15 protein-coding genes are annotated in these 12,948 nt (G+C 64.0%); 12 read left to right on the top strand and 3 right to left on the bottom strand.

The features are described from left to right. Positions 1-576: 576 nt before the first annotated feature. The 3 genes from leuC (at position 577) to ACFOJ9_RS32340 (ending at position 4,627) form a co-directional block, all read left to right on the top strand. On the top strand, positions 577-1,986 hold the full coding sequence (gene leuC / locus ACFOJ9_RS32350; RefSeq protein WP_378985228.1) for a 3-isopropylmalate dehydratase large subunit: 1,410 nt from the start codon (positions 577-579) through the stop codon (positions 1,984-1,986). A gap of 160 nt (positions 1,987-2,146) precedes the next feature. Further along, the gene (locus tag ACFOJ9_RS32345; protein ID WP_378985226.1) at positions 2,147-3,343 is read left to right on the top strand and encodes a GGDEF domain-containing protein; all 1,197 of its coding nucleotides are present in this window, start codon (positions 2,147-2,149) and stop codon (positions 3,341-3,343) included. Between the two features lie 75 nt (positions 3,344-3,418). Next, a complete protein-coding gene (locus ACFOJ9_RS32340; RefSeq protein WP_378985224.1) occupies positions 3,419-4,627 on the top strand; it encodes a GGDEF domain-containing protein in 1,209 nt (402 codons plus the stop codon). Here the strand turns inward: ACFOJ9_RS32340 and ACFOJ9_RS32335 are convergent. Continuing rightward, a complete protein-coding gene (locus tag ACFOJ9_RS32335) occupies positions 4,611-4,973 on the bottom strand; it encodes a hypothetical protein (protein ID WP_378985222.1) in 363 nt (120 codons plus the stop codon). The genes ACFOJ9_RS32340 and ACFOJ9_RS32335 overlap by 17 nt on opposite strands. A gap of 287 nt (positions 4,974-5,260) precedes the next feature. Between ACFOJ9_RS32335 and ACFOJ9_RS32330 the strand changes: the two genes are divergently transcribed. The 6 genes from ACFOJ9_RS32330 to ACFOJ9_RS32305 all read left to right on the top strand — a co-directional run bounded on the left by ACFOJ9_RS32330 (position 5,261) and on the right by ACFOJ9_RS32305 (position 10,201). After that, positions 5,261-5,635 carry a hypothetical protein gene (locus tag ACFOJ9_RS32330; protein ID WP_378985220.1) on the top strand — a complete coding sequence of 125 codons (375 nt, stop codon included), beginning with the start codon at positions 5,261-5,263 and terminating at the stop codon, positions 5,633-5,635. A gap of 257 nt (positions 5,636-5,892) precedes the next feature. Next, positions 5,893-6,312: a succinate dehydrogenase, cytochrome b556 subunit gene (gene sdhC / locus ACFOJ9_RS32325; protein ID WP_378985218.1), complete on the top strand. Its 420-nt coding sequence runs from the start codon at positions 5,893-5,895 to the stop codon at positions 6,310-6,312. A gap of 2 nt (positions 6,313-6,314) precedes the next feature. Then, a complete protein-coding gene (sdhD, locus tag ACFOJ9_RS32320) occupies positions 6,315-6,710 on the top strand; it encodes a succinate dehydrogenase, hydrophobic membrane anchor protein (protein WP_378985216.1) in 396 nt (131 codons plus the stop codon). Position 6,711: 1 nt separating this feature from the next. After that, complete coding sequence (sdhA, locus tag ACFOJ9_RS32315; protein WP_378985214.1) at positions 6,712-8,550, top strand: succinate dehydrogenase flavoprotein subunit; 1,839 nt, start codon at positions 6,712-6,714, stop codon at positions 8,548-8,550. Positions 8,551-8,559: 9 nt separating this feature from the next. Beyond that, complete coding sequence (locus ACFOJ9_RS32310) at positions 8,560-9,339, top strand: succinate dehydrogenase iron-sulfur subunit (RefSeq protein ID WP_378985212.1); 780 nt, start codon at positions 8,560-8,562, stop codon at positions 9,337-9,339. A 232-nt stretch (positions 9,340-9,571) separates the two neighbouring features. Then, on the top strand, positions 9,572-10,201 hold the full coding sequence (locus ACFOJ9_RS32305; RefSeq protein WP_378985210.1) for a YceH family protein: 630 nt from the start codon (positions 9,572-9,574) through the stop codon (positions 10,199-10,201). A gap of 55 nt (positions 10,202-10,256) precedes the next feature. Here the strand turns inward: ACFOJ9_RS32305 and ACFOJ9_RS32300 are convergent, their stop codons facing one another. Beyond that, a complete protein-coding gene (locus ACFOJ9_RS32300) occupies positions 10,257-10,682 on the bottom strand; it encodes an OsmC family protein (protein WP_127260082.1) in 426 nt (141 codons plus the stop codon). A 241-nt stretch (positions 10,683-10,923) separates the two neighbouring features. Here ACFOJ9_RS32300 and ACFOJ9_RS32295 point away from each other — a divergent pair, with 241 nt between their 5' ends. From ACFOJ9_RS32295 to ACFOJ9_RS32285, 3 genes are all read left to right on the top strand, one after another. Further along, positions 10,924-11,145: a hypothetical protein gene (locus ACFOJ9_RS32295; protein WP_378985208.1), complete on the top strand. Its 222-nt coding sequence runs from the start codon at positions 10,924-10,926 to the stop codon at positions 11,143-11,145. Beyond that, entirely contained in the window at positions 11,142-11,498 is a 357-nt protein-coding gene (locus tag ACFOJ9_RS32290; protein ID WP_378985206.1) for a YciI family protein, read from the top strand. Before ACFOJ9_RS32295 ends, ACFOJ9_RS32290 begins: the two co-directional genes overlap by 4 nt. A gap of 141 nt (positions 11,499-11,639) precedes the next feature. Next, complete coding sequence (locus ACFOJ9_RS32285) at positions 11,640-12,167, top strand: hypothetical protein (RefSeq protein ID WP_378985204.1); 528 nt, start codon at positions 11,640-11,642, stop codon at positions 12,165-12,167. A gap of 37 nt (positions 12,168-12,204) precedes the next feature. Here ACFOJ9_RS32285 and ACFOJ9_RS32280 read toward each other — a convergent pair whose 3' ends face one another. Further along, positions 12,205-12,900, bottom strand: a complete 696-nt coding sequence (locus tag ACFOJ9_RS32280; protein WP_378985202.1) for an alpha/beta hydrolase — start codon at positions 12,898-12,900, stop codon at positions 12,205-12,207. Positions 12,901-12,948: the final 48 nt, after the last annotated feature.

Genomic DNA, 12,948 nt, shown 5'->3' with positions numbered 1-12,948 from the left:
GAGTCAATCCGCCGCACCGAGATATGTATATGCCCTAGCGTCGATCGGGGGAGAGGTGGCGCTGCGAAGCAGCGACGGAGTGGGGGAAGCCGCTCGTCAATCGCGCCGCCGCCGCAAGACAGCCGCAACCCGGCGAGCAAGAAGACTCAGGCAAGCAGTAATCAGGCGGAAGCATTGCTTCGATGAAAGATCGACCCCCACTCCGTCGAGCTTCGCTCGCCACCTCTCCCCCGATCGACGGGGTAGAGGAAAAGCGCGAGTTCGCCGACCTTGGTGCCCTTCCTCTCCCTGAAGGTGTGGAAGTGAGGGCGACGAACCCAAGTCCTGCCTCGCACGCCGCAATTGCCGAAAACCCAAAACATTGGTATGAGCCACGCCATGGAAGAGCTTTTTGGCGATCCGGCCTACAAGGGGTTCGTGCTGCAGGACAGGAAACGCCTGCCGTCGCGCTTCTCCGCGCGCGTGTCCGGGGCGCTGACCAGCCGACTACCCTAGGCCGACCTGTTCGGGTCGTTTCGCCGGGCCGAAAGTCAGGCGTCTGCTCTTTCCCATTCTCATATCGACGGATTTACGCACATGAGCGCACCGCGCACCCTCTACGACAAGATTTTCGACGACCATGTCGTCGACCGCCAGGACGACGGCACCTGCCTGCTCTACATCGACCGCCACCTCGTCCATGAAGTGACCAGCCCGCAGGCCTTCGAAGGCCTGCGCATGACCGGCCGCAAAGTCCGGCATCCGGAAAAGACGCTGGCCGTGGTCGATCACAATGTCTCGACCTCGCCCGAGCGCAAGTTCGGCATCAAGAACGAGGAAAGCCGCATCCAGGTCGAGGCGTTGGCCAGGAACGCCAAGGATTTCGGCGTCGAATATTATTCCGAAAACGATATCCGCCAGGGCATCGTCCACATCATCGGCCCCGAGCAGGGTTTCACCTTGCCCGGCATGACCATCGTCTGCGGTGACAGCCACACCTCGACGCATGGCGCCTTCGGCGCGCTGGCGCACGGCATCGGCACGTCCGAGGTCGAGCATGTGCTGGCGACGCAGACGCTGATCCAGCGCAAGGCCAAGAACATGCTGGTGCGTGTCGACGGCCAGTTGCCGGAAGGCATCACCGCCAAGGACATCATCCTCGCCATCATCGGCGAGATCGGCACCGCCGGCGGCACCGGCTATGTCATCGAATATGCCGGCGAGGCGATCCGTGCGCTGTCGATGGAGGGCCGCATGACGATCTGCAACATGTCGATCGAAGGCGGCGCGCGCGCCGGCCTGATCGCCGCCGACGAGACAACCTTCGCCTACGTCAAGGACAAGCCTCGCGCCCCGAAGGGTGCGTCCTGGGATGCGGCACTCGAATACTGGAAGACGCTGCAGTCCGACGAGGGCGCGCATTTCGACAAGGTGATCGTGCTCGACGCGGCCAAGCTGCCGCCGATCGTCTCCTGGGGTTCTTCGCCCGAGGATGTCGTGTCGGTGCAAGGCATCGTGCCGAACCCGGAAGACATCACCGATGAGAACAAGCGCACCTCCAAGCAGCGCGCGCTCGACTATATGGGGCTGACGCCGGGAACCAAGATCACCGACATCACGCTCGACCGCGTCTTCATCGGTTCCTGCACCAATGGCCGTATCGAGGATCTGCGCGCTGTCGCCAAGGTGGTCGAAGGCAAGACGGTCAGCCCGCATGTCGATGCGATGATCGTGCCGGGCTCCGGCCTGGTCAAGGAACAGGCGGAAGCCGAAGGCCTCGACAAGATCTTTATCGCCGCCGGCTTCGACTGGCGCGAGCCGGGCTGCTCGATGTGCCTTGCCATGAATGACGACCGGCTGAAGCCGCATGAGCGCTGCGCCTCGACCTCGAACCGCAATTTCGAGGGCCGGCAAGGTTTCAAGGGCCGCACCCATCTGGTGTCGCCGGCGATGGCGGCGGCGGCGGCGATCGCCGGCCACTTCGTCGACATCCGCGAGTGGAAGTAGTCCGGAGCGCCCAGCTTCGAACACATACGAGGCCTCGGACCGCCTTGCGGCTCCGGGGCCTTTTTCATCCGGTTCGTCTACATATTCGCTTTCGCTTAACCGCTTGTTTGGGCTTGCGCTCTAAGCTCTTCCCTGACGTAAGCGGGGAAATTACAGTCGTTTGGACACGGGTCTGCTCATAGCGTTGCTCAACCCGACGATCGCGTTGGCGCTCGGCGCCGCGTTCCTCGTGCTATGGTCCTATCAACGCCACCGCCCTTATCTGGCCGTGCTGGCGACCAGCTACAGTCTCTCGGCGGTCGGCTTCCTGCTTCAGTATTTCACCTTGCCCATCGGCATGCCGCTGACCAAGCTGGCGTCCAACATCTGCTTCACCGTCGCCGGCTGCTGCCTGTCCAGCGCCATCGTCCACCGCTATGGCCGCAAGGTGCCTTATGTGGGGATCGGCGTGCTGGCGGGCGGCGGCCTGGCGTCGCTGTGCTGGTTCCTGTTCGTCGCGCCGGATCTCACCTGGCGCATCCTGGCGATGAATTTCGCTTTCGGCGGGATCAGCCTCCTGGTCGCCGCCGAACTGCGCCCGGTGCGCAACAACGGTCCGACCGAAAAAATCCTGTTCGTGCTGTCGCTGCTGTCGAGCGTCAACTTCTTCGTGCGCACCCTTGTCGTCGTCATCGCGCACGGGCCCTTCACCAGTTATGACGGGTTCTATGGCTCGTCCTACTGGACGACGGCGCTGCTGTCGCATGCTCTGCTGTCGCTGCTCATTGCACTGTGCCTGTTCTCCGCCGCTGCCCTCGACGTGATGAAGGCACTGAAGACCGAGACCTATACCGATCCGCTATCAGGCCTGCTCAACCGGCGTGGCTTCGAGGAGCGAGGCATGCTGCTGCTGCGGCACTGCGCCACGGCCCGGTTCCCGGTCGCGCTGGTGCTGGCCGATCTCGATCATTTCAAGGCGCTCAACGATGTGCACGGGCATGCGGCGGGCGACCGTGTGATCGCCGACTTCGCCGCCAAGCTTCGGTCGGCGGCGGGCGCGCGCGGTGTTGCCGGGCGTATCGGCGGCGAGGAATTCGCGGTGCTGCTGCCGCTCAGCGATCTCGCCGCCGCGCGGCTGTTCGCCGAGGCGGTGCGCACGCTCTATTCGGCCGGCCATGTCGATGGACTTCCTGCTGGCACGAAGGTGACAGCCAGCTTCGGTGTGGCGGCCCGCAGCGGCGACGAGGCCCTGGAGCCGCTGATGCGCCGTGCCGACGACGCGCTCTACAAGGCCAAGAGGAACGGCCGCGACAGCGTGCGCCTGTCCTATGAGCGGCCGGAAACGGCGTTCGTGCCGGAGCCGCTCAAGGTGGGCTGAATCCCGTCCGGCGAGGTCGGCGTTAACGTCTTCTTCGCCCGTCGATGCTTAGCTATTGGCGCGGGCGGGAAGAACATGGGCGGCGCCAATTTCATACTGTTGATCAATTTGTCGGTTGCCGGCCTGCTGGCGGCATCCTTCATGGCGGTCGCCTTCCATGATGTCGGCCGCGCGCCGGCGCGCTGGCTGGCGTCAGGCTATCTGCTGGGCATGGCCTATTCGGCCATCGAATTCAGCATTCCCGCTTTCGCCGACGCGCGGCTTCCGGTCGTTGCCGCCTTCGCGGTCTTCCTTGGCGCCACCATTGCGTTCAATGGCGGGCTTGCCCGCAAATACGGCGTGGCGCCGCCCTGGAAGCCGATGCTGTTGTTCCTGGTCGCCACCACCGCAGCTGTGTATTTCGTGCAGGACCTGCCGCGCCAATCGCTGGTCCGCATGATGGCCTACCAGCTTCCCTATGCGGTCATGCAGTTCATCGGGCTGGCCATTGTCTTGTCATCGAGGCAAAGGCCCGCCCGTCTCGATCGCATATTGATGGCCGTGCTGGCGGCGAGCGGCCTGCAATTTGCCTCCAAGCCGTTTATCGCGCATGCGCTTGGCGGTTGGGGCGCCAATCCGCAAGCCTATCTGCAAAGCAACTACGCGCTGGTGTCACAGTCGCTCGGCACTGTCTTTGCGTTGGCGCTGGCGCTGCTGATGCTGGCCATCCTGGTTCGCGACGTGCTCGCCGAGGTGACGTCGAAATCGGAGACGGACACGCTTTCGCGCCTGCTCAACCGCGGCGGCTTCACCCGCCATGCCGAACTGGCGGTGCTTGGCGCGATGCGGCAAGGCGTGCCGGTCGCGCTCGTCATCGCCGATCTCGATCATTTCAAGAGCGTCAACGACAGTTTCGGCCATGCGTCCGGCGACCGGGTGATCGAGACTTTTGCGGGCTTCCTGCGCGAGGCCGCCGCCGCGCATCATGTCGCCGGCCGCATTGGCGGCGAGGAATTCGCCATCATCCTGCCGGGAACCAACCTTGCCGCCGCCCGGCTGTTCGCCGAGGGCACGCGCAGCGCCTTCGGCGCGCTGCCCATCGACGGACTGCCGGCGGACAACCGCTGCACCGCGAGCTTCGGCGTCGCCGAACTTCATCCGAGCGAAGACTTTGCCGATCTGATGCGGCGCGCCGACCAGGCGCTCTATCAGGCGAAGAATGCCGGGCGCGATTGCGTGCGCGTCTCCGCCGGGCCGGCAGGCAACTGGTCGTCAGCCGGTATCGAGGCTAGCGGCAGGGGCTGAGCTCAGGCATCTCGCCGTCGGAGAGACCGTACATATAGGAGCGGCCCTTCACCAGCACCGGCGGCCGGTAGCAATCGCCGTAGCCTGATATCTCGTCGGCTTCGTTCTCGTAGATCACCTTGGGCTGGCCGGCGCTGGTGTAGTCGGAGAGTTGCTTGGCCAGCCTGCCTTCGCCGACAAGGATGCGCTTGTAGCCGGCGGCGCTGTCGATGACGAGATTGCCGAAGGAATCGGCGTAGACGCGATCCTGATGCCGCGCGCCGGCGAACGCCGGCGCTGCAAGGCCAACGACCGAGGCCGCCACTATGAGCGCCACAAGGCGCGATCTGCCCGAATTCGAACGCATGGCGTCCTCCGTATCCTGAGGAAGGCCTCCTCGAATCGGAAATTAACGTTTTCTTAACCTTTGTTAAGAGGCTGATGCACTTCGCGGCGATGTCTCGGTAAACATGGTTAATATCCGTTAATATCCGACTGGATGGAAAACCCGCTGGCCATCATTCGGCCATGCTTGGCCGCACCATCGCGGCCGGCGTCCGCTCGGCGTCGGGATGACCTTGATCTTGGCAAAGCACATCGTGGCTGATTCGCCGCGCGGGAGGACAACATATGGCGCTACGCCGGACGCTTCGGATGACGCTAGCCCTTTTGCCGCTTTTGATCGCCATCGCCTGCGTGCCGCAGAACAACGAGCCCAAGGCCGGCAACAAGGCCGCCGCGTCGGTGTTGCGGGTGCCGGCGCCGTCGGCAGGTGGGGTTGTCACCGACGTGACCGCGCCGCAGCCGCGCACCGCGACCTACAGCTGTGCCGACGGCGGCAGGATGACCATCGAGAATCTCGGCACCTCGGTGCATGTCGTCGGTGCCGACGGCGCCAGCGAGGATCTGCAGGCCTCGCCGGCCAACCAGAACAGCCGTTACGAGCAGGCGCATGACGCGATTGTGATCGATGGCCGCGAAGCGCTGGTCATGAAGGCCGGGTCGACGCCGGTGACCTGCAAGCGCTAACGCGAATCTCGAACGCCCGGGCTTTGGACCAGACATGCTGCACTGCAGCGATATCGAGCCGGCTTCAGGCCATGAGTCCCTAATCGATTGAAGCTCGAGCCTGCCTTTTAGTCAGATTAAATTACGTTTTCGAAACGGTTTTCTGGCTTTGACGCGGTGCAAAAAGAGCATTAGAAACCGGCTGTCCGAAGTCGCAACCGGAAGCGGCAATGCCGCATTTCCACCTGAGGCTCCAGAGACGCCGAACTGGGGGAGCCATGAGCAAATCACCAGCCACCCGCGAATTTGCCAGACGTGAACGGCCGCTTTCGCCGCACCTGACCGTATATCGCATGCCGATCACCATGACGATGTCGATCATCCATCGCATCACCGGTGGCGCACTGTATTTCGGCACGCTGCTGGTCGCCCTGTGGCTGATGGCGGCGGCAAGCTCGCAGGCGACGTTTGACTGGGTCAACTGGGCCTTCGGCACCTGGCTCGGCCGGTTGATCCTGTTCGGCTACACCTGGGCGCTGATGCACCACATGCTGGGTGGCGTGCGCCATCTGGTCTGGGATACTGGCGCGGGCCTCGAGAAGCACACGGCCTCGAAGATCGCCTGGGCGACGCTGGCCGGCTCGATCCTGCTCACGCTGCTGATCTGGATCGCCGGCTATATGGCGCGGGGAGCCTGATCATGAGTGGCAACAAGTCAGACATGCGCACGCCGCTGGCGAAGGTCCGCGGCCTCGGGTCCGCCCGCGAGGGCACCCGACATTTCTGGCGCCAGCGCCTGACCGCGATCGCCAACATCCCGCTGATACTGTTCTTCGTTGGTTTCCTGATCGCGCTCAACGGCGCCGACCATGCGCATGTGCGGGCCGCGCTCGCCAATCCGTTCGTGGCGCTGGTGATGGCCCTGGTGCTCATTTCCGGGCTCACCCATATGCGGCTCGGCATGCAGGCGATCATCGAGGATTACGTGCATGGCGAAGGCATGAAGCTGGCGCTGATCGCGCTCAATACATTTTTCACCATAGCGGTCGGCGTCGCCTCGATCTTCGCCCTGCTCAAGCTGGCATTCGGAGGCTGAGTTGGCCAAGGACGCGAAATCAGCCAACAAGGCTTCCGCCTATACCTTTGTCGACCACAAGTTCGACGTGGTGGTCGTCGGCGCCGGCGGTGCCGGCCTGCGCGCCACGCTCGGCATGGCCGAACAGGGCCTGCGCACCGCCTGCATCACCAAGGTGTTCCCGACCCGCTCGCACACGGTGGCGGCGCAGGGCGGCATTGCCGCCTCGCTGTCCAACATGGGCCCCGATTCCTGGCAGTGGCACATGTACGACACCGTCAAGGGCTCGGACTGGCTGGGCGATGTCGACGCCATGGAGTACCTGGTGCGCGAAGCGCCGGCCGCGGTCTACGAGCTCGAGCATTACGGCGTGCCGTTTTCGCGCACCGAAGAGGGCAAGATCTACCAGCGGCCGTTCGGCGGCCACATGATGAATTATGGCGAAGGCCCGCCGGTGCAGCGCACCTGTGCGGCCGCCGACCGTACCGGCCACGCCATCCTGCACACGCTTTACGGCCAGTCGCTGAAGAACAACGCGCAGTTCTTCATCGAGTATTTCGCGCTCGACCTGATCATGGAGCCGGACGGCACCTGCACCGGCGTCGTCGCCTGGAACCTCGATGATGGCACCATCCACCGCTTCTCCGCCAAGATGGTGGTGCTGGCGACCGGCGGCTATGGCCGCACCTATTTCTCGGCGACCTCGGCGCACACCTGTACCGGCGACGGCGGCGGCATGGCCGCGCGTGCCGGCTTTCCGCTGCAGGACATGGAGTTCGTGCAGTTCCACCCGACCGGCATCTATGGCGCCGGCTGCCTGATCACCGAGGGCGCGCGCGGCGAGGGCGGCTATCTCGTCAACTCCGAGGGCGAGCGCTTCATGGAACGCTACGCGCCGTCGGCCAAGGACCTTGCCTCACGCGACGTCGTCTCGCGCTGCATGACGCTGGAGATCCGCGAGGGCCGCGGCGTCGGCAAGAACAAGGACCATATCTTCCTGCATCTCGATCACCTCGATCCGGCTGTCTTGCACGAAAGGCTCCCAGGCATTTCGGAGTCAGCAAAAATCTTTGCCGGCGTCGACCTGACCAAGGAGCCGATCCCGGTGCTGCCGACGGTGCACTACAATATGGGCGGCGTGCCGACCAACTATTGGGGCGAGGTGCTCAACCCGACGTCACTCAATCCCGACCAGGTGTCGCCCGGCCTGATGGCTGTCGGCGAGGCCGGCTGTGCCTCCGTGCATGGCGCCAATCGGCTGGGTTCGAATTCGCTGATCGATCTTGTGGTGTTCGGCCGCGCGGCGGCGATCCGGGCCGGCCAGGTCATCGACCGCAAGTCGGCGATCCCTTCGCCCAATGAAGCCTCGGTCGAAAAGATCATGGACCGCTTCGACCGGTTGCGCCACGCCAATGGCTCGACGCCGACGGCGGTGCTGCGCGAGAGGATGCAGAAGGCGATGCAGGAAGACGCCGCCGTGTTCCGCACGCAAGAATCGCTCGAAAACGGCTGCAAGCGCGTTTCGCAGATCTGGGGCGAGCTCAAGGATGTCAGAGTGTACGACCGCTCGATGATCTGGAACTCCGATCTGGTCGAGACGCTGGAGCTGGAAAACCTGATGGCCAACGCCATCACCACTGTCTACAGCGCCGAGGCGCGCAAGGAGAGCCGTGGCGCGCACGCGCGGGAAGACTTTTCCGCCCGCGACGACGCCAATTGGCGCAAGCACACGCTGGCCAGGCTGAGCGAAGACGGCAAGGTGACGCTCTCCTATCGGCCGGTGCACACCGAGCCGCAGCTGGCGGAAAAGGACGGCGGCATCAGCCTCGCCAAGATCGCGCCGAAGGCCAGGGTGTATTGAGGATCAAACATGGTTGAGCTCACTCTCCCCAAGAACTCGAAGATCCAGCAGGGCAAGACCTGGCCGAAGCCGGAAGGCGCCACCAATCTGCGCGAGTACCGGATCTACCGCTGGTCGCCGGACGATGACGAGAACCCACGCATTGACACCTATTTCGTCGACATGGACGATTGCGGGCCGATGGTGCTCGACGCGCTGCTGTGGATCAAGAACAAGATCGATCCGACGCTGACCTTGCGGCGCTCCTGCCGCGAGGGCATTTGCGGCTCCTGCGCCATGAATATCGACGGCTCCAACACGCTCGCCTGCACCAAGGGCTGCGACGACATTTCCGGCGCGGTGAAAGTCTATCCGCTGCCGCATATGCAGGTGGTCAAGGATTTGGTGCCGGATCTCACCAATTTCTACGCCCAGCACGCCTCGATCCAGCCCTGGCTGAAGACGGTGTCGCCGACGCCGGCCAAGGAATGGCTGCAGAGCCACGAGGACCGCGAGAAGCTCGACGGGCTCTACGAATGCATATTGTGCGCCTGCTGCTCGACCTCGTGCCCGAGCTACTGGTGGAACGGCGACCGCTATCTCGGCCCGGCAACGCTGCTGCAGGCCTATCGCTGGCTGATCGACAGCCGCGACGAGGCCAAGGGCGAGCGGCTCGACGATCTCGAAGACCCGTTCCGGCTCTATCGCTGCCACACCATCATGAACTGCGCGCAGACCTGCCCCAAGGGCCTCAACCCGGCCAAGGCGATCGCCGAGATCAAGAAGATGATGGTGGAGAGAAGGGTATAGGCGAAGGTTGCTTGCAAACTGCGTCTGTCGCGATCCTTCACACCCCCCTCTGTCCTGCCGGACATCTCCCCCGCAAGGGGGGAGATTGGCCGTCATCTTGACTTTCGCTAGTCTCCAACGTTGCAAGAATGGCGGACAGCGCTGAAGCTGCTGATCTCCCCCTTGCGGGGGAGATGTCCGGCAGGACAGAGGGGGGTGCTGTCCCTCCAGCCTCAGAAAGGATTGCAACTTAATGAGCGATGACCTTCCCATCCTTTCCCCCGTCGAAGCCCGTGTGCTCGGCTGCCTGATCGAGAAGAAGGAGCTGACGCCGGATGTCTATCCGCTGACGCTCAATGCAGCACTGGCCGCCGCCAACCAGAAGACGGCGCGCGAGCCGGTGATGGCGCTGGAACAGGTCGAGGTGCACCGGGGGCTGAAGCTGCTCGAACAAAAGGGGCTGGTGCGGCAGATGTTCGGTTCGCGTGTCGAGCGTTACGAGCACCAGATGGCGCAGCGCTTCTCGCTGACCACGCCGCAGACCGCTTTGATCGGCCTGCTGTTGCTGCGCGGGCCGCAGACGGCACATGAGCTCTTGGCGCGCGGCGAGCGCATGGCGCGGTTCTCGTCGATCGAGGATCTGCGCGCCGAGCTCGACATGCTGATCGGCCGCCGGCCGCCGCTCATCCAGGAAATCCCGCGCGGACCAGGCCAGCGCGAGGACCGCTACGTGCATCTCCTCTCTGGCCCGGTGGACGTTGCGGCCCTTTCAGCGCAACGCGGTGTGTCGGCCGTGCCTGCTTCCGACCTGGAGGCGAGGCTGGAGGCGCTGGAGCAGGAAGTCGCAGCACTTCGCGCCCGGCTCGACGCACTGGGCGCGTAGGCCCCGGCGCGCCCCTGAGAGTTGGCGCCGGGTCTTCACGCCGGATGCGGCGTTCTCAGCCGAGCCTGGCGTCGAGCGACACGTTTATGGCGCCGAGCGCTTTCGAGACCGGACATCCGGCCTTGGCCTTTTCGGCCAACTCGCCGAACTTCGCCGCATCGATGCCCGGTACCTTGCCGACCACCGTGAGGGCGCTGCCGGTGATCCCCGTGCCGGGAACCAGCGTCACCACCGCCTTGGCGTCGAGTTCGGTGGCGGGCGTGCCGTTCTCGGCCAGGAAATGCGAGAACTGCATGGCAAAGCAGCCGGCATGCGCGGCGGCGATCAGCTCTTCCGGATTGGTGCCGGATTTGCCGCTTTCGTCCTCGAAGCGAGCCTTGAACGAATAGGGCGTGCCTTTCAGGGTCCCGCTCTGGGTGTCGAGCGTGCCTGTGCCCTCTTTCAGATTGCCTTTCCAGACGGCGTTTGCGGTGCGGTCCATGAATTCCTCCTTGGTTGTCGTGACTGGGGTTGTCGTGGCTGGTTGCCTGGGTGAGTTCCGGCGTCCGGTAAACTATAGCGCGCGCGGACGCGAAGGCCACTGCGCACTTTGAACCACCGCGCGGTGTCGGCAACGGTGGCCAAATTCTTTCCGAAAAAAATGCGCATGCAAAAATGTCGACTTTGGCCTGCCTCGCCCGTCCTGCGGGCGGCCACGGGATTGTGGCCGGATGGAGGTTCACATGGACAATCTGTTTTTCGCACTGTGGAATGGCGCGGGCCGCAAGGCCGGGCGACCAGAAGACTTCTGGCTGCATCCGCCGGCGTCCGGCTTTGGCCGGCTTCTGGCGGCGGTCGCCATCATCGGCATCGCGGCATGCCTTCTCGACCATGCGGCGGAGCGCAACGCTGACACGCTCGTCGCCGCATCCTATGGTTCGACGCAGCAAGGGAGCCAGAAATGAAATATGTTTGCCTGGTCTATGGTGAGGAAAAAGACCTCTATGCACTCACCCCGGAAGGCGCGGCCAAGCTCGACGCCGATTCGCTGGCCTATGACCGATCGCTGCAGGAGAAGGGCCTGCTCATCGTCGCCCAGGCGCTACAATCGGTGACGTCGGCCAAGACCGTGCGGCGGCGCAAGGGCAAGCGGCTGGTCGTCGACGGTCCTTTCGCCGAGACCAAGGAGCAATTGCTCGGCTTCGTCATGATCGAGGCTGAAAATCTCGAGGAGGCGCTGGATGTTGCCGCCGGTATTCCGCTGGCCGAACTCGGCACGATCGAGGTGCGGGCGGTCTACGACATACCGGGGTCATAGAGCCCTGCCATGCGTTGGGTCACCTGGAACCAGGGCGCTCGGTCGAGCGAGCGTCCTGGTTTCGGTTTCGTGCGCAACTTTTGCGTGTTGAAGCCCCGCACGAGTTCTCCTATCGTCGCCAGATTTCCGGGGGATGTCGACATGCCGTTCTTGATTGCTATCCTTGGCGCGTTGGGCGCGGCGGCGTTCTGGTGGTACCGGATGAAGGCCATGAACGACGCCGCGCGCGAGGTCGCCGACGTCGTTGGCCGCGTGCAAGGCAATATCAGGCGCAAGAAGCTGCGCAAGCAGGCGGCTCTCTCGCCGCTGACGGCGATCGACGATCCGGTGGTGGCCGCAGCGACGCTGATCACCGCGATCGTCTCCGAGGAAGGGCCTGTCCTGCCACAGCGCGAGGCCGTCATTCGCGCGGTGATTTCCGAGATCGCCGACAAGAAGAAGACGGACGAGGCGGTGATCTACGCCAAATGGGCGGCGGTGCAGATCGACGACGCCACTGTTGTCATCGACAAGCTGGCGCCGTTCCTGCGCGAACGTCTCGATGTCGCCGAGCGAAACGATCTGCTGCAGATGGTCAACCGCGCCGCTCAAGGCGGCGAGAAACGCCTTGAGATATCCGACCAGAGGATATTGCGGCTGCGGCAGAAGCTGGGTTTCGAGGTCAACTAATTAGCGGACTTCAAAACCGAACCGTATCGCCGCCCTGTCAGCGCGACGTCGCGCTGGCCGCCTCGTCGATGAGCGCCGCCACCTCGACCGGCTTTGACGCCAGGGAGGCATGGCTTGCCTGGAGTGTGATGACCTTCCTGGCGTTGAGGCGCCCGGACATCCATTGCTGGTTTTCAGGCGCGATCATCCGGTCGCCGCTCGAGATCTGGTACCAGGATGGCTTGCTCTTCCACGCCGGCCTGGTGATCTTGTCGCCGAAGGTGCTGGCCAATGGGGCTTTCTGGGTGACGCCCATGACAAGGCCCTCATCGGCGGTCAGGTCCTGGCAGAAGCTTTCGTGAAATTTTTCAGGATCGACCCAGAGATAGCCGTCGTCGTCGCCAGCGAGATTGGCGGCGCCGAGCGGGGGATGCCTGCCGGTGATATCTCCCGGGCTCTCTCCGGCGTCCGGCGCGAAGGCGGCGATGTAGACCAGCCCGACGACATTGTCCTGATTGCCGGCCTCGGTAATCACGGCGCCGCCATAGGAATGGCCAACCAGCAGGACCGGTCCCTTCTGCGCGGCAATCATCTTGCGGGTGCGCTCGGCATCATCGGCCAGCGACGTCAGCGGGTTCTCCACGGCATGTAGGTTCTTGTGGCCCTTGCGGGCGAGTTCCGGGATGACCTTGGCCCAGTGGGCGGCTCCGCCCCAGAACCCGTGGACCAGAATGACCGTCGGTTTTTGCGACATAGTGCAATCCTCCTGTACGATCGGAAGCCCCACCGCTGCTACCTTCGC

It is taken from the genome of Mesorhizobium cantuariense (assembly GCF_042647205.1).
GTDB lineage: Bacteria > Pseudomonadota > Alphaproteobacteria > Rhizobiales > Rhizobiaceae > Mesorhizobium > Mesorhizobium cantuariense.
This window is presented reverse-complemented; position numbering and strand designations above follow the sequence as displayed.